Below are 20,212 nucleotides of genomic sequence, written 5' to 3' on the forward strand. Positions count from 1 at the left end.
TATTACAGTTGCTGGAGATCTTAAATGTTAAATAATATTTTGCTAGGATTTGTCATCCCTTGGATATTTGGTCTATGGCTATATACCGTAAACCCCAAATTGGTTCTAACGATGGCCCCTTTTTCTTCCGTAATCTCGTTTTTAGTAAATCATTGGGGAATATATAATGGGTTGTGGATATTAACCCCTATCCTAAAGATTAAAACAACTTCAACCATCCCGATGGATATCGGGCTATTTCCTATCATTTCATGCTTCACTTGCTACTTCATACAAAAATCCAGATTCCATCCATTCCTTTGGATCTTGCTGTTTTCTACAGGCCAAACGATCTTAGAATTGACCGCTTATTTTTACGGAAAAGTACTCTATTCTAACGATTGGAACTTTGCAGGTACCTTTCTTTCTTATTTGATCCCAGGCCTGATCACCTACTATTATTTTTGTCTCTTGAGAAAAAAGAACGTGTTTGATAATGAAAAATGGACTCGCCCGTAGGCGAATCCTTATGCTTTCTTCACGCGAATGGTATCATTCTCTACCTCAATTACAATCGCGCTCACATTTTCTTCATCAATCACCAGATCTGCAACGCCATCCTCCACGTATTGCTGAATCACCCGACGCAGCGGACGTGCACCAAAGGATGGGTTGTAGCCCAGCTCAACCAGCTTTTCCTTCGCCGCATCGGTAATGCTCATTTCCATGCCTTGCTCGTGAAGACTTGCCTTCACATCCTGCAGCAAGAGGTCAACGATTTTGACCAAATCCGCTTTTTCCAAATGGGTAAAGGAAATAATTGAGTCAAAGCGATTCAAAAACTCTGGTTTAAAGAATCCGGCGAGTGATTCCAGTACAGTTGCGACCTTTGGTGTTTTTGCTCCAAAGCCAACCTCGATTTTGCGTTCACTCACACCTGCGTTGCTGGTAGCGATAATGACCGTTTCCTTGAAGCTTACTGTGCGTCCCTGGCTGTCAGTTAAACGACCATCCTCTAAAATTTGCAGGAACATGTGCTGAACGTCTGGATGAGCTTTTTCAATTTCGTCCAGCAAAATAATGCTGTAAGGATTTCTACGCACACGCTCGGTCAGCTGGCCAGCTTCTTCATGTCCAACATAACCCGGAGGCGAACCGATCAGCTTGGATACCGAATGCTTCTCCATGTACTCGCTCATATCCAAGCGAATCATGGAATCGGGTGTGCCAAACAGCTCTTCTGCCAATGCTTTCGACAATTCGGTTTTCCCGACTCCCGTAGGACCAACGAACAGAAAGGACGCAATTGGTCTGTTTTTTGGCTTCAGCCCGGCGCGGCTGCGACGAATCGCTTTGGCTACGGACGTTACCGCTTCAGACTGACCGATGACCTTGGTTTCCAGATGAGCCGCCAGATTTTTCATTTTCGCCTGCTCATCGCTTTGCAGCTTGCGAACAGGAATGCCTGTCTTCTGCTCAATCATTTCCTGAATGTCTGCTACTTCAACAGTAGAGCGCTGCTCAGCTTTGTCCAGCTGATCCATTTTTTCGAGAAGACCAGCTTCTTCATCGCGCAGACGGGCTGCACGTTCGTACTCTTCCTGATGCGTAGCCTCGTTTTTCTCTTTTGCGATTTGTTGCAGACGCTCATGCAGCTCTGTCGTATCCTGTGTGGAAGAACGCAGATTCAAGCGGGAGCCAGCCTCATCCATCAGGTCAATCGCCTTATCTGGGAGAAAACGATCCTGGATGTAACGATGGGAATACTCTACACATGCACGAATCACATCATCCGAATAGGAGACATTATGAAAGGCTTCATATTTCGGACGCAGTCCTTTTAAAATCTCGATCGCCGCTTCTACACTTGGCTCTTTTACCATCACTGGCTGTAATCTGCGTTCCAGCGCTGCGTCTTTTTCAATTACACGGTACTCTTTTAATGTCGTAGCACCAATCAGTTGCAGCTCGCCACGAGCCAAAGCCGGTTTCAAAATGTTCCCTGCATCCATGGAGCCCTCTGCTGATCCTGCACCAACGAGGAGATGAATCTCATCGACGAACAGAATCACGTTTTTGCGCTTTTGCAGCTCAGCAATGACTTGCTTCACTTTCTCTTCGAATTGTCCGCGAATGCCGGTGCCAGCCACAAGTGAAGCGACATCGAGAATGTAGACCTGCTTGTTTTTCAGCTTGGCAGGAACTTGTCCTTCCGTAATGCGCAAGGCCAATCCTTCGGCGATCGCAGTCTTTCCGACCCCTGGCTCACCGATTAGAACCGGATTATTTTTATTGCGGCGGTTCAAAATTTCAATCACTCGTTCGATTTCTTGTTCGCGCCCAATGACGGGATCAATCAACCCAGCTCGGGCTGCATCGTTTAGATTCCGGCCCAAGTCATCCAGGATGCCACCACGGTCAGGCGATTGCGCCTCTGATTGTGGCTGAAAACCGGAATTGCCTTGAGCCGATGCAGATTTCGCGAAGTTTTGAAAGAATTCGTCCAAGCCGGAGAAGGATGAAAATGGACTGAAGCCCATACCGATCCCCATTTTGTTGCTTAGCTTGGCATTGCATTCACTACACAGATTGTACTTCTGTTGCTGATTTTGCAGCTTTATATGAACCGAGACTGTTGCCTGGCGTTGTTTGCAGATTTCACATTGCATCATTCATTACCCCCTACATGTTCTTTCTTTAAAATAGATACTTTCTATTGGTTAAGCGAAAGGTTCAACTTCATTTGACCATTTCTGACCTTCGCTGATTTCATTATAATTTGACCTTCTTTGACTTTCAAGAGGATTTGTTTGGAATCAAAAAAATCCTTTCGGAAAACCTATTTACGTAGGACTTTACGCTATTGCCTCACTATGAATCCCTTCCTATAATGATCATGAGATAGATAAATGTCAGGGGGCTCTTCACTTGAACACACTTGCATATGGACTCCTAGGGCTGGTTGCCCGAACGCCAAGCTCTGGCTACGATTTGATGCTCCAGCTACAGCCCTTTTGGCAGGCCAAGCACAGTCAGATTTATCCGCTTTTGGCCAAGCTCGAACAAGAAGGCTATCTGGAGTTCACCCGTGTCCATCAAACGGATCGGCCAGACAAGAAGGTATACTCCATCACCGAGAAAGGACAGATTGCTTTAAAGCTATGGCTTGGTCAACCAGCAGCAGAGCCGGTGGTGCGTGATGAGCTCGTGTTAAAAGCATACTGTATGTGGCTCGCCGACGAAAAAATGGCGAATGCGATCTTCACAGAGCGCATGGACCATTGCAAAGAACAACTCCAAATGTATGAGGATTACATAAAGGAACTCTCAACAGACTGTGAAGGTGTCCCCGATCATCCGGACCATCCTTCCTTTGGTGATTACATTCTGCTTTCCTGGGGTGCTCGCCGGATGAAGGACGATATTAGCTGGTGTGAATGGGTAATGGATTTACTGAAGAAACGCTCGAAATAAATATGTTGTTTATACACGACAAAAAAAACGAGTCCCGGAACCTTTCTCCTGGACTCGTTTTGCTATTGCTATGCTGCTGTAAGGCTTTGTTTTAGAAAGAATGTGCTTCTACTTCTTCTATCGTAGGAAGAGAGGGTTGTGCGCCTTTCTTTGTTACGACCAATGCTGCCACTTTGCTGGCGAAGCTCGCTGCTTCCTCTTCGGACATTCCTTTGGTAATGCCGACAGCAAATGCAGCTGTAAAGGAATCGCCTGCTGCGGTGGTATCCACCGGCTCCACAGGGTAAGCAGGAATGTGCGCAGCCTTGTCTGCCGTCACAAGCAACGCCCCCTTTTCCCCCATCGTCACGATTGCCCGTTTCGGACCGCTCTCCAGAAGCTTGCGAGCTGCTGCCTGTACTTCCTCCAACGTAGTTACTGGCATTCCAGTTAAAATCTCCAGCTCTGTTTCATTTGGCGTAACTGTATGAACGGCACTCAATAGCTCACCCGGCAGCTCGCATGCTGGAGCCGGATTTAAAATGACGAGCTTGCCCATTTCAGTGGCGCGCTTGGCTACATGCAAAACAACAGCAAGCGGGATTTCCAGCTGAAGCAAAATCACGTCGCTTTGCTCCAAGAGCGCGATGTTTTGCTCCATATGCTCCACACTTACCAGCGCATTTGAGCCGGGTACAAGCACGATGTTATTTTCGCCGTCATCGCTGACATTGATAAAGGCCATGCCCGTGGTCCCTACTCGTGACACTCCTTCTACATGAACCTTGGAATCCGACATGCCAGAAAGTAAAATCGATCCATTCTCGTCTGCGCCGACCATGCCTACCATAGAAACATGTGCGCCTAAACGCGCTGCGGCAACCGCCTGATTCGCTCCCTTTCCCCCCGGAATCAGTTGAAAGGAATGGCTCGATATCGTCTCGCCTGCTTTTGGCAGATGATGCACATGGGTGACGAGATCCATGTTGATGCTTCCGACTACTACGATTTTCACTGTTAGGCTGCCTCCCTTGTCTTTCTCTTCTCTATACACGTACATCATTATTGATTTCAGTCAGTTCTGTGGTACTGTGCCCAATCGTTAATGATAACATCGACAGTTGTCTCTTTCAATAAACCGTTATGCGATCCTCCTGTGTTATAATTCGAGATGAGGGACCATCCCTCCTATACATGTTGGAAGGAGCTGCTCGCCATGATTATCAAGTTCATTCGCTTGCGATAATCGAAGGTACTTTTCAGTATTGCTCACTTTTTTTCATTGAAATGAGTGGGTTTATTTGAATGTGCTCTTTTGTATCACGCAAACCGAATGAAACGAGGAGATCATGATGAGAGAACAGATCCAGAACATTAATGGAATTGATATTTGCAGCGAAGCTTTTGGGAGCCCAGCCGATCCGGCAGTCTTACTGATCATGGGGGCTACGTGCTCTATGGTTTATTGGGATGAAGAGTTTTGCCAACGTCTGGCGGACACGGGCAAATATGTTATTCGCTTTGATAATCGAGATGTTGGCCGCTCTGTAACTTACGAGCCAGGGACCTCTAACTATACCGTGGCAGATATGGCTAATGATGCTGTCGGCTTACTCGATGCTTATGGTATTGCAAAGGCTCACATTGTTGGGATGTCGCTCGGCGGAATGATTGCACAAGTGATTGCGATCAAGTACCCGCAAAGAATGCTGACGATGACCTTGATTGCTTCAAGCTTTTTCGGCTCCGAAGACAACACACGGAATCTCCCTCCGATGGACGAAAGAATCCTTGCTTTCCATGCGAAAGCTGGCACGCTGGATTGGTCCGACCATGACGCAGTTGCCAGCTACATGGTGGAAGGCTCTCGCTTGCTCTGCGGCTCCAAACGAAAATTTGATGAAGAGCGTGTATACAAGCAGGTCACAACAGAAATCAAGCGAGCCAACCAATTGCTCAGCATGTTCAATCACGCTCTGCTCACTGGCGATGATTTCTATGAAGACAAAATAAATGAAATTCTCGTTCCGACACTTGTAATTCACGGAACAGATGATCAGGTGCTTCCTTATGCACATGGCCTTGCGCTGGCAGAGGAGATACCACATGCCACCCTGCTTACTCTTGAAGGGACAGGACATGAAATCCACAGTGATGATTGGGATCAGATGATTGCTGCGATCTACACACATACGCTTCATTCGTAATTAGCAAATCTCCGAAGCCTTGCGTGCTCTGTTTAAAAAAACGAAGCCGACTGCGATCTGCAGCCGGCTTCTCTCTTTTGTGATCACAATAATTTTTTGATCCATCAGGGTTCTTTGCATCCTGTTTGTACCCATAATCGATCGTTCAATCCCGCAATCTACGCGAGGATACGATCAAACCGCTCTCGACTTGAATCTGCACCAGCTTTTGAATAGGAACGACCGTGTAATCGAGTTCTTCCTCCAGCTTTCTACAGCTTTCTTTTAAATACTCCGCTGCCCGGCTTCGCGCGTCCTCTAAATCAATCAGCGCTTGCTCATCGGCCTTGTCTTCCTTTTTCAACCGCTCCATCTCGTACTCTGCCCCACGAGCGATCAGCCCAGCCAATAGGCTGTTGTAGAACCTTGCGATGACAGTATTGTCCAATACTTCTGAAACCTTCGCAGGAAGCTCGAATTCCGGTGCTTCCGCCCATTTTCTTTTTGCATCGTCTGACGATTTCCCGTATCTAATCATCTGTTCTACCAGAATGACAAACGGATTTTCAGGCACGATGTACTTCCGAATGCCCGATAAGAATTCGTCTATTTTGGCATAGTGCTTTTGATTGATCTCGATGTTTTTCCCGATTGCTTCACGTCTCGTGATTGTACTGTCACTCATATCCTGGACCCGTGCATCGAAGAAATACGGCAGCTCCGTCAATAGCGTCACACAGTCGTTTTTCTCAAGTGCGTAGTCTGCGCTGCTGGTCCCGCATGGGATGAGCGACTCTGGTGCCACATCCGAATATTTCTCCAAATAGTCGTACTCTTCTGCAGCCCCGATCATTTTATAAATCGCTTCGGATAATTTCGTGCAAGAAGGGGATTCCGGCTCCCCCAAGTTCAACGCCACACCATGCTTGATTGCCGTTGCACGCAGCTCCTCGTAAATATCCTCGTACTCATGGGTAATGTACCAATAGGCGCCACCGAAGCCTGCGTTGTGCAACGAATAAAGAAACTCTGGCTTCGTCTCATCGATGACTTTCATGATCGCCTGTGTTTCCGGCATTGGGTCGTTGTAATGTAAGTTTTTGTAGTTGATCGGGAATGTCCATTCCACCTGCTCGGCACTACCCGGTCGATAGAAATTTTTGACGTAGGTGTAAATATTGTAAGGTCCTTTAAACCAGCCCTCATTCAACTTGGTCCCATCTGGATCTGCACATTTGATCATGTACCAGGTATAGCCGGATTCTTTACGAAATTCTTCATCCTCAGCCAAAGCCCTCGACAAGTATTCCAGTGTCATCGCTCCGATAGGCTCATTTGGATGTGGTAGGGCAAAGAGAAGCGCATTTTTCACCCCTTCTCCTATTTTCAGCCCCAGGATCGGGTGACCAGCTCTGGACTTTCCAGCTTCAAAAAGTGTCACAACATCCGGGTATTCACTCGCCAGCTGCCGCGTACTCGCATCCAGTTCATCAACCGTCAGAAAGGTTTCGTAATTGGGGACATTTTCGACAATCTTACTAATGTTCATTTAAAAATCCTCCTCTACTTAACCAATTGCATATTATTCTTATTCCGTTCTGGTTTCACTTTTTTTAGAACGCACGTCTGATAAAAATTGCTCATATTTTTCTATGAAAAAATCCGCTGCTTCAATAGATTCTTTGAATCTTTGGTAAACGATCTCATCATCTTTAACTAAGTGCTGATATTTTTTGAATATTGCTTGTCTCGAAATTATCTCCATTAACAAATGGCTCACGTCTTTTTCAAGGGAATCGGAAGCCAGGATGTAATAATTCATACGATCACCAATAAGCGTCTTTTTTTCTACAATCCCAATCTGAATTAGCAAGTTTACATTAGTAGAAACCGCTCCAAGGCTTATTTGAAGTGTCGACGATATTTGTTGAGAAGACAACGGACCGTTTGTTACCATGAGAAGTCCCATAATGCGCCCAGCGACTCTTGGCAGATGTTGGCGCTCATAGTCTAAACCGATTTCTTCAATAAATGTGAGAACTTCGGGGGTAATATTACTCAATGTTGATGCTCCTTCCATTAACCATGTCTTCCTTCAATTATTTAGCAAGTTGTATGTTTGCGCTACGATATTCACTTAAAGTTTGGTGATTTTCTATCCGCGTTCAATCTCGTTTGGTCTTTCCCTAACCCACAACGAAATGATTACCGCCAGCATCGCACCTAAAACCAGAAAACCAAATCCGAATTGAAAAGAAAACGTATTGATAATCCACCCCATAGCGATCGGTGTTAGCATATTGGCTAATTTTCCTCCAAATAAAAGCACACCGGTTCCGATCCCCAAAACATTCGGGGGAATAACTCGCATCGTTAGTCCGATTACTGGTTGTGTAGTAAGGGAGAGGAAAAAAAGGGCAACCGATTCGTAAAAAACGAATTGTGGTACAGTCGATGACGTTAGCATCAACGAAAGAAAAATGGCTGAAACAAGCAAAGAAGGTACTACCATACTGCGAAATTTCTTGCTAAAGTAACGATCAAATAACCGTCCGCCCAAAAGGCTGCCGATTGCCCCAATCAAAAGTGGCAACGACGTAGCCATACCCACCTCAGTTAACTCGAGACCTTTCTCTGTTGATAAGAAAGTAGGTATCCAAGTGAAAACTCCAATATTTACGATATTAAGTCCAAACATGATCCCTGTTAATTTCCATATGAACGTATTGCGTAGGACATCAACCATTCTCATTTCCGTACCTGCACTACTTAATTGTCCCTTTTCTTTTGCGGTTTTTATGTTGGGTTCCAATGATGTATCTGTATGCAGAGGTCGAGGCAAGAAAAATGAGATGATTAGTGCCAAGATTAGACCAAAACCAGCAGCTACGTAGGAGGTCTTGTTCCAACCCATCATAGCTATCATCGAACCGACAATTATCGGAGCGATCGCTCCACCGAACAATTCAGCTGAAAAGACAAAAGCATTTGTTGTCGTACGAACTTCTACTGAGGTTCGTTCCGCAATAGCTTTCATGGTAGCCGGAGCTAAAGGGGCTTCAATAATCCCAAGCAAACACCGTATGCCGAGCAGAATGGCTAACCCAGTTACCATTCCAGTGAATGCAGTTAGTATAGCCCACAAAACTAATCCAATTGTAATGATACGCTTTGAACCTACCTTATCAGCTATCATGCCGCCAGGGATAGTAAAGATAGCACTACCAAGGAAGTATGCGCTTACAATTGTTCCCTGCTCCACAGCGTTTAGTTGAAGTTCCTCTGCGATTAGTGGTAGTGCCATAATAATTACGAAGGTACCAATGACCGATACGAACACCGAAAAAAATAAGATAATGGCACTGATTGGCGTAGACGTTTTCACGGCGTATTCCTCACTTTACAGGTGTTGTACAACCATTTCGCATTTCTTACAATTTCATACAACTTCACTAACACTCCCATTTTTTTGAGCTTTTGTTTCTGTGTTACTAATAGTATTACGTTTAGATATTTTAGTAAATACTAAAATTAAAGAAAATAAAAAAACATCTAAAATTTATAAAAGATAAATCAACACATATCCGTCGGTATAACAAGAAAAAAGCGAATCCAAAATCTTGGGTCCGCTTTTTTCTCATTCCTGTACCAGGCCCTACTGCTTATAAGCTGGTTGCTCAATCGTAATCACTACATTTCCTTTTTTATGTCCTTTTTCGACGTATGCATGAGCCTCGCGCATTTGTTCCAGTGGATAGCATCTGTCAATAACTGCTTTAATCTGTCCTTGCTCTATCAGCTCTTTGAGCAGCTGGATATGCTCCATTCGCACCTTTGCAATCCCGCTTCCTTCTACGGATACGAATTTCCCGCTCGGAGAAAGTAGCACTTTGCAGGCAGATTTTACGCTTTTTGCTACTGCATCGAAGATCAAATCATAATGCTCTCCTCTTTTCGAAAAGTCCCCCCTCGTATAATCCACCACTTGATCGGCTCCGAGTGATTTCACCAGCTCTACGTTTGACGTACTGCATACCCCTGTAACCTCTGCCCCAAAATGCTTGGCAAGCTGTATGGCAGAAGTCCCGACCGCGCCAGAAGCTCCATAGATCAGAACCTTTTGTCCGCGCTGTATATTGCCTTTCCGCAAAAAATGTAGGGCTGATGTTCCAGCAAAAAGCACGGACGCGGCTTCCTCATAGGTTGCATTCGCAGGCTTGAGCGCCATCAGACTGTCTTCCCGCAAACAAACATATTCGGCATGGCCACCTAACCCCATTCCCGTAAACGCAAAAATTTGATCTCCTTTTTTATATCGGCGCACATGCTCTCCTACAGCTTCCACCTCTCCCGATAGCTCGGTACCCAGTATCGCTTTTCGTGGTTTTCGCAAGCCTAAAACGATCCGCATCGGAATCCAGTACGCGAGCGGGCTGTGAAAGCCTCGTATCCGGCAATCTCCTGATGATACGGTTGTCGCATGAACCTTTATCAACACCTCATCTTTTTTAGGGATGGGCTTTTCAAGCTCTTGCAGCTCCAGAACATCTGGCGATCCATATTTGGTGCAAACCATTGCTTTCATGATGTTCCTCCAAACCTCATTGTTTGCAAACAGTATAGATGCAGCTTGTTAAGCACTTGATTCTTATCCTGATTCCATATTCCATATTTCATATTTCATATTTCATAGTATCAAGTTTCATTCCAATCGTCCCCATATTATGGAAAAGATCTGGTACAATAGAATAGCACTACGCGTAAATTTTTGACTGAAAAGGTGAGCAGCTCATGGAGCCAATCGTGCGTCATCGCTGGGATTTAAGTGAAACGGAAGCGATCCACACCCAACAGACACTGTCCAAAAACGTAATCACGGAAGATCAATTCACAACCATCAATTATATAGCTGGTGTAGATGTGGCCTATTCCAAACAAGAGGATGTCTTGATCGCAGCAGTCGTCATACTAGATGCCCACACTTTGAACCTAGTGGAATCTGTCGCAGTTGAAGACACGGTTCACTTTCCCTACATACCAGGCTTGTTCTCTTTTCGAGAGCTCCCCCCGATCATTAAGGCATTTCGGCAAGTGACTACTCCCCCAGACCTGATTGTCTGTGACGGGCAAGGAATCGCTCATCCCAGAAGGTTTGGATTAGCGAGCCACTTAGGTGTTCTGTTCGATATCCCTACCATCGGCTGCGGAAAAACGAGACTGCTAGGAGAGTATACAGAGCCTGACCAAAAAAGAGGGGCAACCTCCCCACTGACAGACAATGGGGAAGTAATCGGAGGCGTATTACGAACACAAGCCAATACGAAGCCGATCTACGTGTCAATCGGTCATCGCATTGGCTTGCAAACAGCTTGCGAATGGATAGTAAAGCTCTCGCCAAAGTATCGTCTTCCCGAGACTACCAGGCTCGCGGATCAGCTCGTGAATAAAACGATTCGTCAGCTTGGCTAATAGTGTTTGTAGACGAATCGTTGATTTAGATTAAAGGAGGAGATCGGTCTTGTCTCAGCTCGAAGCATTACTTCACGTACAAATCCCTGTCAAATGTCTGAATGAAGCTATCTCATGGTACTGTGATCACTTAGGCTTTTCTTTGCAAGCGAAGTTTGATAAATCAGCTTTTCTCGCCTTGTCTGCTGGACCCACCCTGATGCTTTGGGAAACTGCTGATGAGTCCTCTGCCACCTTTACCGTCGACAGCCAGCCCATGCCTGTTTGCCTGTACACAACTGCTGATATTCATTCCCTGCATGATCACCTGCAAGCCCAAAAGGTTACGATTACGCATTATCAAAATGATGGCTTTGGCTGGGTTCTGAAGTTTTTTGACCCCAGTGGGAACATGCTGGGAGTCATTCAGAAAAATGAGTAGGCTTACGGTACACAAAAATGGCCAGGACAAGAGCCGCTGACTTCTCAGCCGGTAGCTTGCGCTGTCTTCTCGCTGCCGCTGTTTTGTGTTTGTTTGTGCTCCCAAATATGTTGACCCCGCTGATAAAACGGAAAGGCGATAAAGGTCAGCAGCATGAGAATACCGAAAATGATCGGGCCTTGGTCAAATCCCAATTGTCCCAGCAGGATACCGCCGACCCATGCACACACACTTTGCCCAATAAAAGCAAATCCACTTGCCCCGTAATACGCCCCTCGCATATGCCCGGGTGCAATCTCCCCGATAAGGACGTCACCTATGACAAAGCACAAGATTTCCCCAATCGTAAACACGACCATCGAGCAAGCGAGCATAAACAGATTGTCAAAAATTCCGAAGCCGAACAGTCCCAAACCAAAGAAGAGACAGCCGATCTTCAATGCCGTGAGCGACGAGAAGCGCTTCATCAGCTTGGCCAATGGATACTGAAAAATGAGTACAGCCAGTGTATTGATGACAAAAAGAAAGGAATACGCCTCTACCCGATCATGCCCGATGTATTGAGACAGTGTCGTATCGAGATGGGAATACGCTCCCGCCACGAATATATTGCCGAGCAAAAAATAGAGAAAAACTTTATCGGTAAAAACGATTCGTGCCATCTTATTGATCGATATAACGGCTGACTTTTCCTTCGCCTCCAGCTTGAACAGCAGCATGAGCACCACGAGCAGAATCGCATAGAGTGCAAAAATAGCCGCACTTACCATAAACGGATGCAGCGAGGAGGAGCCGCCTGCGCCAAGCTTCAGTCCAATCAACGGACCGATTGCGCCACCCACATTGATAGCAAAGTATCTGGCATTAAAAGCATCCGTACGCCGATCCTCTGGCGTTACATCAGCGAGCAGTGCCCGCGCTGTCGGTTCAAACACATTGCGGAAAAGACCGTTTAAAGCGCTGAGCACGAAGAAAATCCATGTCTCACTGGCAAAAGCAAATCCAACCAGTACAAAGCTCCATGCCCCCATCGCAGCAATCATGACTGGATACCGGCCCAATCGGTCAGAGAGTGCCCCGCCAGCAAAGCTGCTCACAGTTCCGACCAGCAAGCTCATGGCTAAGATCGCACCCACTGTCGCTGGATCAATGCCTTTTTCTTTGCCTAAATAAATCCCCAAAAACGGCAGCGTCATAAAGAAGCCAGTTCGTGACAGAAAAGTTCCAATGATGACTCCCCATGCGACTGGATGAAACTGTGCCTTGCGAAACAACGTCTTGAAAAACATGTGATCCACTCCATTCGTCTCCCGCTCATTCTCTATTTGTTATCCTTGCGTTATGTTCAGTATATCTATCTAAAAAAGGGTAAAAAGGGTATGATTTGAATGAATTGCATCACCTTTTAGAGAAGAAAAGGAGTCCGCTATGGTATCCGTCCTGCATTTTTTAGAGCTTCGTTCCTTTTTTCAAACAGAAGTTATTAACCATCCCTTTTCTGTCACGATCGAAAAGCTGACGGGCATCTGGCACTGTACGCCGCGCTATGCCAAGCAGATCGTGCGCAAGCTGAGTGAACTCGGATGGATTGAATGGCAAGCTGGACGAGGACGCGGGAATACTTCTATGCTGACCTTCCTCGCTGCCTCTGAGGATATCCTTTTGGCCGAAGTAAAGCTGCGCATGGAGCAGGGCGATGTGAAGGAAGCCATGGAGCTGATGAACCGCTACGGCAGCTCTACAAGCAAGGATCAGTTTATGGATTGGCTGTCAGAAGGAATGGGCTTTTCCACACAAGATAGAGCCAATCAGATGCATGACACCCTGCGTTTTCCTGTGTACCGCAAAATTGTCACGCTTGATCCGGGCTCGGTTTATTATCATTTCGACGCACATGTAGCCGGTCAGCTATTCAATACATTGGTTACCTATGATCAAGAAACCAAATCGATCCACCCGTGCATCGCGCATTCATGGGAAACCAGTCACGATTGCTCTGAATGGACGTTTCATCTGCGAAAAAATGTGTTGTTCCACCATGGACGAGAACTGACTGCCCAAGACGTCATTTTTTCGCTGGATCGGCTCCGGCTCCACCCAGAGCGTTTTGAGGCAAGCTGGATGCTGCAGGACATTGAAGAACTCAAAGCAATCAATTCGAAAACAGTTCGGATTCGTCTAAAAGAACCGAATCACTTGTTTTTGCGCATATTGACAACCGTTCCCACCAGCATCGTTCCTGAGGATGTCGTGCGTAATGACGAGCTTTCTTTTGCACAGAAGCCAGTGGGAACCGGCCCATTTCAGCTGGCCAGGCTCAAGGAGGATTTGTGTATTTTGGAGGCTTTTCCCGCTCATTTTCTAGGTCGGCCACAGCTGGATCGGGTAGAAGTGCTCATCTTCCCTGAATTGGAATCAGGTCGCATAAAAGAGCCGGACTGGACTTCTGTCATTGTTTCACATGGCGTCACTACACGAGCTGAGGCTCTGCGCGAGGCTGTCATGAGTGGCAGTAGCGAATGGTGCAATCTCGAAACGCTCTTTTCCTGCTGTAATTTGCTAATTTTTAACCAATGGAAGCGCGGTCCGCAAAATCATCCGAAATTTCGCCAGGCGCTTGACCATATCATCGATCGCGAGCAGATGATCGCCGATTTGGGCGGTGACCGAATCTATCCAGCATTCGGCTTTCGTCCGTTTAATCCAGCTACTGACCAGCATAGAGGCCGTACTCCTCGTCTCGGTCGTGCCGAAATCATGAAGCTGTTAACGGAAAGCGGCTATCAGGGCGAGACGCTTCACTTAGTGACAACGAACTATCATGAACCCGACGCGCTTTGGATCAAGGATCGCTGCCTCTGCTTCGGGATTAAGCTCGAGGTTGAGGTGAGGGATCAGGCTGAGTTTGCGTCCCGCGACCTTTTGCCAGAGCATGACTGTCAATTGTTTGGGAATGTGTTCAGTATGGATGAGGTAAGCGAGCTGGAGATGTACATGCAAAAAAATTACTTTCTCCCCGCCTTTGATGAGAATCTGACGCAGGAAATAAGCAAATTGACGGTATCCATTTTTCGGGAACCGGACGAGGGCAAGCGGCGTAAACAGCTTGCACATATAGAAGCACGTATTCTGGAAAGCCATGCTGTCCTGTATTTAGTGCAAAAGAAATCCCATACCTCCTTTCACAAATCCGTCCGCGGTGTAGCGATCAATTCGTCTGGATGGCTCGACTTTCACAAGATTTGGTTTCACCCTCAATCGATGGATAGCACTAGCCCATAAGAACGTGAGTGAAGCTTTTGCCGAGGCATCCGTTTTGGAGAGACAAAAAGCCACAGCCTTTTTAACGGCCGTGGCTTTTCACTTTATGACACCCTTAACGAAAACCCATTAGTCGCTTTACCTCTTCACCATTTTCCTTGGACGTGAGCATTTCCAGCAGCTTGAATGCCACATCGAAGGCAGTTGAAGGATTGTAAGAGGTAATGATATTTCCATCGACGACGATGGGCTGATCGGGGACAAGCTTCACTCCGAATTCAGACAGCTGCTTTTGTCTGCGTCCCTCACCCAGATTGTACGTAGTCGCTTCTCTCCCCTCAAGAATTCCGCTTTTACCAACAGGAAGTGCTCCGACGCAGATGGAAGCGATAATTTTTCCCTTTCGTTCAAATTCTCTGATGACCTTTAAAAAGGGCTCGCTGTACGCATCCTCATAAAATCCCGCCTCTTCAAAGCCTCCCGGAATAGCAAGGGCGTCAAATGAGTCTATATCCATTTCGCTTACATGCATTTCAGGGATAACCGTAAAATTGAAGGTGCATTTCAGCTGATCATGCAATCCTACCGTAACCAGCTCAGTAGTCCCGTCTCCCTCCAATTTGTTCCAGCCGATCACATCTGTGAATACACTCGCTTCTACAGCTTCAAAACCGTTCGCCAGCAATAAGCATACTCTTTTCATTCCTCTACAGCTCCCTTTTCCCCTCATGGGGCTTGTTGCTGTTAAGTATAAGGTCTTCCATTCTCATCAGTAAAATTGAAACAACTGAAGGAAATGATCGAACTATCTGATATGATCAATGTACAAGCTCTCTATCGAGGCCTACTCGCTGAGGACACAAAAGAAGGGGTCGGAAATGATGGAAATCAGACATTTACACACGTTTCTGGCGATTGTCGATACAGGGAAATTTACGAAAGCATCGGAGCAACTAGGGTATGCGCAGTCCACAATTACCTCACACATTCAAATTTTGGAGGATGAATTGGGGGCACCGTTGTTTGATCGCTTGGGGAAAAAAGTGATTTTGACAAATCTGGGCAGAGAATTAGTTCCTTACGCTAGAAAAATGCTGGATACGTACAAGGAAATCAAGAGTCTGGCAGCAGAACAAAGTGGCGTCTCTGGGGATATTGTTATCGGTGCCGCGGAATCTCTCTCGATTTATCGGCTGGGAGAAATTTTGAAGGAATACAAGAGAAGCTATCCTGGGGTAAACATCATTTTGAAGAATGCCATCTGCAATGAGCTACGCGGGATGCTGTACACGGGCGAGGCAGATCTGGTCTTTACAATCGAGCCTCCGGTAACAGACCCCCAGCTAGTCGTGACGACTTTAAAAGAGGAAGCGATGGTCATTATCGGCGCCCCTGAATCTGCCTTGTCGCCTGCGACGTTCTCTCACGAGCAGGCACGTGAAACTATCATTCTCAGCGAAAAAGGGTGCAGCTTTACAAACGGCTTCGAAAAATACTTGCAGCAAAAACAAATCGCCTATGGAAATCCTTTGTCTTTTTCCAGTATGGAGGCGATCAAAAAATGCGTCATGAATGGATTGGGCATCTCCTTTTTGCCGCTCTATACGGTGAAAAATGAAATCGAGCAAGGCAGCTTAACCATCATTGAGGAAAAAGAGCAATTTGACTCGTTTTGCACGCAGATTACTTATCATAAGCATAAACGGGTGACGGCAGCTATGCGCATGCTCATTGATATAACTGAAAAGCACGCTGCTCACTGGACATGAGTAGCCTCTATCCATACAAAAACAGTCTGAGAAAATTCCCAGACTGTTTTTGGTTCTAAAGGCTATTCCTTGTGGTAGACTCTCTTGCCCGCTACAAAGGTCATGCTCACATCAAACTGCTTATCCAATACCGTCACATCCGCATCGTAGCCTGCTGCGAGACGCCCTTTTCGCTCCCCCAAGCCGAGAATCGTTGCCGGAGTGTGCGAGGCCATCTCTACCGCTTCTGGCAACGGAACCTTACTTAGCGTCACCATGTTTGCCACCGCGCGATTGAGCGTCAGGATGCTGCCTGCCAATGTGCCATCTGCCAGCTTTGCCTGATCGCCATGCACATGTACTTCCTGTCCGCCCAAGTCATACGTGCCTTCTCCCATCGCCGCTGCCCGCATGGAATCACTGACCAGCGCGAGTTTTCCTGCCGTTTTGACGCGATACAAAATGTTCATCACGGCGGGGTGCACATGTATTCCGTCTGCGATCAGCTCTGTACTGAGCTGTTCATGGTACATAGCGGCGCCAACAACGCCCGGCTCCCGATGATGCAGCCCTGTCATCGCATTAAAGCAGTGAGTAAAATGGCGCACGCCTGCCTCAACTGCCTGCGAAGCCTGCGCGAAGCTCGCACCGGTATGCCCTGCCGACACAATCACACCCTGCTCCTTCAGCCAGGCAATCGCTTCGAGCGCCTCCGGCTGCTCGGGTGCGATGGTCACAACCTTGATCAGCCCCTCCGCCAGCTCATACAATCGCTGCACCGCATCCAGCTGCGGCAAAGCGATATTTTCTTCCTTTTGCGCTCCTTTATAACGCGGGTTGATCCACGGTCCCTCCAGATGGATGCCAACCACCTCTGCCCCATCCAGCCCCTGGCGACTTACCTGAGCAATCGTGGAGAGGACAGGCTCGATCTCTTCATACGGCGCGGTCATGGTCGTTGCCAAAAAGGAAGTCACGCCAAAACGGGTCAAGGCTTTGGAAATCCCCTGAAACGATTCAGGCGTCCCGTCCATCGTATCGTGTCCGTCAATTCCATGCATATGAATATCCATAAATCCTGGGCAAATCCATCCCTCTACCTGAAGGATTGTATCAGGCAGCTCGCCACTGTAATCCTGCGCCTCTCCGGCAAAACGAATGCTGCCCCCATCGATTACAACGAGTCCATCCGTTATTTCAGCGCCATTTGCGATTACTGCCCCACGTAAACCAAACTCCTGGTTCATTCTTTTTCCTCCCATGAAGATCTTGCTACCTGTCTGTCTATGCTTGATGAAACCGTCCAATGACTCGCTCTGTTTCTGCTACCAGCTGCAGCAAAAGCTCGCTCGCGCTCATTTCCCTAGACAAAGACGCAGCCTGTCCTGCCCACATCGACATGTATTCGCCTCGCTGGTTTTTCGCAGCCGCTGCGCGAATGTCCTTGGTCAGTGCATTTTGGATCGGATAGGACGGCAATTCGTGATCGTGGGGAAGCAGCCTCATCATGAAATCATTTTGTATCCCTCTCGCCCACTTACCTGAAAAGGCCCGCGTCAGTACAAGCTGCTCATCCTGTATTTCCTGAATCGCTTTTTTATGCAGGGCATGTGCCCCACTTTCCGTACAGGTCAAAAAGGCAGTACCTAGCTGCGCAGCCGCTGCTCCTAGAGCCAGAGCCGCAGCAATCCCGCGCCCGTCCATAATGCCTCCAGCTGCAACGACTGGTATGTTGACTCGATCTACTATTTGCGGAACGAGTGCCATGGTGCCAATCAGGTTGCTCGGTGAATCCGGTAAAAAAGAACCGCGGTGACCGCCTGCCTCACTGCCCTGTGCCGCAATCATATCGACTCCACTGGCTTCCAGTGCGATCGCCTCTCGCGTCGTCGTCGCTGTACCGATAACGGTCGTTCCTTGCTGCTTCAGCTCGGCAAGCCAGCGCTGGTCCAGAAGCCCAAACGTAAAGCTGAAAACGGGCACCTTTTCCTCCAAAACGACAGCAATCTGCTCCTCAAAAGGCTCCGTATAACGGGACACTTTTGGATCAACCGGGATGCCCAGCTCCTCACGCATCGCATTCATTTCCGCCGCCACATCCGCAGCAATCGGCTCGTTCGGGTCAAAGCTCTCTGGTATAAACAAATTGACCGAAAAAGGCTTAGCGGTTTGCTCTCGAATGGATCGGATCGCTTCCCGGATACTCTCCGGACTCATGTAAGCAGCCCCGAGTGAGCCTAGTCCACCAGCTTCGGAAACGGCAGCAACCAAAGCGGGTGTCGTCGCTCCGCCTGCCATTGGCGCCTGAATGATCGGCCACTTGATTTGTAATCGAGTCGCAATTGGATTTGATGACCACATACGGCATCTGCTCCTTAATCGATAGTTTGTCTTATGAAAAGGCCTCGTCTGACTGAAGCAACTCCAGAAAATGTGCCAATACCTTTGCCGTCAGCCCCCAGATTACTCTGCCGTCTATCTCATAAAATAGGTGCTCAACAGTCCCCGCACGCCACGGATAGCGCTTGCCTCCTGGTATAAGATGAAATGGAAAATCGTCTTCGGGCTCTGTCGATATGTTCGAGCGATACGTAGCTGGCTGAGTTGTACGCAATGTATCCAACGGGATGATAAACACGTCTCCGACCTCTTCTGGATTCGGCTGCATGCCTTCGATCCCTTCCACATAGCCCACAAACGGATAGATGGTTGCTGATCCAGGTCCCATCAGCATATCCAGCTCTCCTATATAGTGAATATTTTCTAGCGGCAAGCCCAGCTCCTCGCTCGTTTCACGGCGTGCTGTCGCCCAGCGCGAGTCATCTCCTTCTTCGGCTCTGCCACCAGGAAAACAGACCTCGTTAGCTTGTCTGCGCATTGTACTTGCCCGCTTTTCGAACAAGATTCCGAGCCCTCCCGCTTCCATCTTGACCAAAGGCAGCAGCACGCTGAAAACGCCTGATCTTTGCGCGCCCATAATTCCCGCTTCTCTTTGATTAAATACCCGAGAAATATTTGTGAGTAGCGGATCAGCGGGTGAGTCCTTGCCAGCTGGCGGCACCGTCAAATAATTGGAAACCTCGATGAGATTGTGATCGGGGTCACGCATGTAGACGGACAGGATCGGACCCATCGCCCCTGTTTTTTGCACAGGCCCTTCTACAATCTCGACTCCATATGTCTTCATGGACTGAATCACTTGTTCCAGCGGGACGGAAGCGATCAGACACAAATCCGCAGAACCGCTGACAGGGTGCCATGCTTTTGGCTCAAACTCGTGCCCGACCTGATGCAGGTTTATTTTTTGTCTGCCAAACTGCAGCGCTTTCCTGCCCTCTGCAAACGTAACTGTCTGCATCCCCAACACTTGCTCATAGAAGCGACAAGTAGCTTCGATATCTCGTACCGTCAAAACCAAATGGTCCAATCTATCAATCACGTTTCCCACTCCCTTGCTGCTTGCACCATTCTCTTATTCGTTATTATATCAAAACGCGATCGTCCTTCTGCCAATAAACCAGTTTGAAAGTGTTTTTGCGTTTTTTAAATTGTATCTGATCCAATAAATTACACGATCTCATTATACTGCACGCCATGCTGCAAGCCCATAAACAAACGAGCGCCCCCACTTTTGTTGTGGAAACGCTCGCTTCTTTCTGAACCTGTTGATCGTGATCTGGCTTGAGTAATACATG

The 20,212-nt window shown here is 47.4% G+C and carries 18 protein-coding genes; 7 read left to right on the forward strand and 11 right to left on the reverse strand.

Translation table 11 applies throughout. The features are described 5' to 3' along the window. Positions 1 to 24 precede the first annotated feature (24 nt). Positions 25 to 498 (forward strand): CBO0543 family protein, encoded by a 474-nt coding sequence (locus tag C3B52_RS38195; protein ID WP_103106621.1) that lies wholly within the window; start codon positions 25 to 27, stop codon positions 496 to 498. A gap of 8 nt (positions 499 to 506) precedes the next feature. Here the strand turns inward: C3B52_RS38195 and C3B52_RS13570 are convergent, their stop codons facing one another. Beyond that, positions 507 to 2,648 (reverse strand): ATP-dependent Clp protease ATP-binding subunit, encoded by a 2,142-nt coding sequence (locus tag C3B52_RS13570; protein ID WP_103106752.1) that lies wholly within the window; start codon positions 2,646 to 2,648, stop codon positions 507 to 509. Between the two features lie 259 nt (positions 2,649 to 2,907). On the opposite strand from C3B52_RS13570, the gene C3B52_RS13575 reads away from it, so the two are divergent. Then, positions 2,908 to 3,453 carry a PadR family transcriptional regulator gene (locus C3B52_RS13575; protein ID WP_103106622.1) on the forward strand — a complete coding sequence of 182 codons (546 nt, stop codon included), beginning with the start codon at positions 2,908 to 2,910 and terminating at the stop codon, positions 3,451 to 3,453. A 91-nt stretch (positions 3,454 to 3,544) separates the two neighbouring features. Here the strand turns inward: C3B52_RS13575 and rbsK are convergent, their stop codons facing one another. Continuing rightward, positions 3,545 to 4,447: a ribokinase gene (rbsK, locus tag C3B52_RS13580; RefSeq protein ID WP_103106623.1), complete on the reverse strand. Its 903-nt coding sequence runs from the start codon at positions 4,445 to 4,447 to the stop codon at positions 3,545 to 3,547. Between the two features lie 337 nt (positions 4,448 to 4,784). Between rbsK and C3B52_RS13585 the strand changes: the two genes are divergently transcribed. Continuing rightward, entirely contained in the window at positions 4,785 to 5,639 is an 855-nt protein-coding gene (locus tag C3B52_RS13585) for an alpha/beta fold hydrolase (protein ID WP_103106624.1), read from the forward strand. 145 nt (positions 5,640 to 5,784) lie between these two features. Here the strand turns inward: C3B52_RS13585 and C3B52_RS13590 are convergent, their stop codons facing one another. From C3B52_RS13590 to C3B52_RS13605, 4 genes are all read right to left on the reverse strand, one after another. Then, positions 5,785 to 7,167, reverse strand: a complete 1,383-nt coding sequence (locus C3B52_RS13590) for a M14 family zinc carboxypeptidase (protein WP_103106625.1) — start codon at positions 7,165 to 7,167, stop codon at positions 5,785 to 5,787. Positions 7,168 to 7,206: 39 nt separating this feature from the next. Then, a complete protein-coding gene (locus tag C3B52_RS13595) occupies positions 7,207 to 7,698 on the reverse strand; it encodes a GbsR/MarR family transcriptional regulator (RefSeq protein WP_103106626.1) in 492 nt (163 codons plus the stop codon). 75 nt (positions 7,699 to 7,773) lie between these two features. Further along, a complete protein-coding gene (locus C3B52_RS13600) occupies positions 7,774 to 9,003 on the reverse strand; it encodes an MFS transporter (RefSeq protein ID WP_103106627.1) in 1,230 nt (409 codons plus the stop codon). Between the two features lie 270 nt (positions 9,004 to 9,273). Beyond that, positions 9,274 to 10,203, reverse strand: coding sequence for an NAD(P)-dependent alcohol dehydrogenase (locus C3B52_RS13605; protein WP_103106628.1), 930 nt, complete (start codon positions 10,201 to 10,203; stop codon positions 9,274 to 9,276). 206 nt (positions 10,204 to 10,409) lie between these two features. On the opposite strand from C3B52_RS13605, the gene nfi reads away from it, so the two are divergent. Beyond that, positions 10,410 to 11,087: a deoxyribonuclease V gene (gene nfi / locus C3B52_RS13610; RefSeq protein WP_103106629.1), complete on the forward strand. Its 678-nt coding sequence runs from the start codon at positions 10,410 to 10,412 to the stop codon at positions 11,085 to 11,087. 49 nt (positions 11,088 to 11,136) lie between these two features. Further along, the gene (locus C3B52_RS13615; protein WP_103106630.1) at positions 11,137 to 11,508 is read left to right on the forward strand and encodes a VOC family protein; all 372 of its coding nucleotides are present in this window, start codon (positions 11,137 to 11,139) and stop codon (positions 11,506 to 11,508) included. Positions 11,509 to 11,552: 44 nt separating this feature from the next. Here the strand turns inward: C3B52_RS13615 and C3B52_RS13620 are convergent, their stop codons facing one another. Then, positions 11,553 to 12,797 carry an MDR family MFS transporter gene (locus tag C3B52_RS13620; protein WP_103106631.1) on the reverse strand — a complete coding sequence of 415 codons (1,245 nt, stop codon included), beginning with the start codon at positions 12,795 to 12,797 and terminating at the stop codon, positions 11,553 to 11,555. Between the two features lie 139 nt (positions 12,798 to 12,936). Here C3B52_RS13620 and C3B52_RS13625 point away from each other — a divergent pair, with 139 nt between their 5' ends. Next, on the forward strand, positions 12,937 to 14,790 hold the full coding sequence (locus C3B52_RS13625; RefSeq protein WP_103106632.1) for an SgrR family transcriptional regulator: 1,854 nt from the start codon (positions 12,937 to 12,939) through the stop codon (positions 14,788 to 14,790). Positions 14,791 to 14,884: 94 nt separating this feature from the next. Here C3B52_RS13625 and C3B52_RS13630 read toward each other — a convergent pair whose 3' ends face one another. Continuing rightward, the gene (locus tag C3B52_RS13630; protein ID WP_103106633.1) at positions 14,885 to 15,472 is read right to left on the reverse strand and encodes a DJ-1/PfpI family protein; all 588 of its coding nucleotides are present in this window, start codon (positions 15,470 to 15,472) and stop codon (positions 14,885 to 14,887) included. A gap of 178 nt (positions 15,473 to 15,650) precedes the next feature. On the opposite strand from C3B52_RS13630, the gene C3B52_RS13635 reads away from it, so the two are divergent. Further along, complete coding sequence (locus C3B52_RS13635; protein ID WP_103106754.1) at positions 15,651 to 16,538, forward strand: LysR family transcriptional regulator; 888 nt, start codon at positions 15,651 to 15,653, stop codon at positions 16,536 to 16,538. Between the two features lie 62 nt (positions 16,539 to 16,600). Here C3B52_RS13635 and nagA read toward each other — a convergent pair whose 3' ends face one another. From nagA to C3B52_RS13650, 3 genes are read right to left on the reverse strand one after another with little or no spacing between them, the layout of a single operon-like run. After that, complete coding sequence (gene nagA / locus C3B52_RS13640) at positions 16,601 to 17,764, reverse strand: N-acetylglucosamine-6-phosphate deacetylase (protein ID WP_103106634.1); 1,164 nt, start codon at positions 17,762 to 17,764, stop codon at positions 16,601 to 16,603. A 37-nt stretch (positions 17,765 to 17,801) separates the two neighbouring features. Then, the gene (locus tag C3B52_RS13645) at positions 17,802 to 18,878 is read right to left on the reverse strand and encodes an NAD(P)H-dependent flavin oxidoreductase (protein ID WP_103106635.1); all 1,077 of its coding nucleotides are present in this window, start codon (positions 18,876 to 18,878) and stop codon (positions 17,802 to 17,804) included. Between the two features lie 31 nt (positions 18,879 to 18,909). Next, positions 18,910 to 19,956 carry an NUDIX domain-containing protein gene (locus C3B52_RS13650; protein WP_103106636.1) on the reverse strand — a complete coding sequence of 349 codons (1,047 nt, stop codon included), beginning with the start codon at positions 19,954 to 19,956 and terminating at the stop codon, positions 18,910 to 18,912. Between the last annotated feature and the right edge of the window lie 256 nt (positions 19,957 to 20,212).

This window comes from Brevibacillus reuszeri (assembly GCF_002897295.1).
Taxonomy (GTDB): domain Bacteria; phylum Bacillota; class Bacilli; order Brevibacillales; family Brevibacillaceae; genus Brevibacillus; species Brevibacillus reuszeri_A.

Coding starts and splice junctions, on each gene's coding strand:
- C3B52_RS38195 (WP_103106621.1), top strand. CDS start 25: ATGTTAAATAATATTTTGCTAGGATTTGTCATCCCTTGGATATTTGGT.
- C3B52_RS13570 (WP_103106752.1), bottom strand. CDS start 2,648: ATGCAATGTGAAATCTGCAAACAACGCCAGGCAACAGTCTCGGTTCAT.
- C3B52_RS13585 (WP_103106624.1), top strand. CDS start 4,785: ATGAGAGAACAGATCCAGAACATTAATGGAATTGATATTTGCAGCGAA.
- C3B52_RS13590 (WP_103106625.1), bottom strand. CDS start 7,167: ATGAACATTAGTAAGATTGTCGAAAATGTCCCCAATTACGAAACCTTT.
- C3B52_RS13595 (WP_103106626.1), bottom strand. CDS start 7,698: ATGGAAGGAGCATCAACATTGAGTAATATTACCCCCGAAGTTCTCACA.
- C3B52_RS13605 (WP_103106628.1), bottom strand. CDS start 10,203: ATGAAAGCAATGGTTTGCACCAAATATGGATCGCCAGATGTTCTGGAG.
- nfi (WP_103106629.1), top strand. CDS start 10,410: ATGGAGCCAATCGTGCGTCATCGCTGGGATTTAAGTGAAACGGAAGCG.
- C3B52_RS13620 (WP_103106631.1), bottom strand. CDS start 12,797: ATGTTTTTCAAGACGTTGTTTCGCAAGGCACAGTTTCATCCAGTCGCA.
- C3B52_RS13625 (WP_103106632.1), top strand. CDS start 12,937: ATGGTATCCGTCCTGCATTTTTTAGAGCTTCGTTCCTTTTTTCAAACA.
- C3B52_RS13630 (WP_103106633.1), bottom strand. CDS start 15,472: ATGAAAAGAGTATGCTTATTGCTGGCGAACGGTTTTGAAGCTGTAGAA.
- C3B52_RS13635 (WP_103106754.1), top strand. CDS start 15,651: ATGGAAATCAGACATTTACACACGTTTCTGGCGATTGTCGATACAGGG.
- nagA (WP_103106634.1), bottom strand. CDS start 17,764: ATGAACCAGGAGTTTGGTTTACGTGGGGCAGTAATCGCAAATGGCGCT.
- C3B52_RS13645 (WP_103106635.1), bottom strand. CDS start 18,878: ATGTGGTCATCAAATCCAATTGCGACTCGATTACAAATCAAGTGGCCG.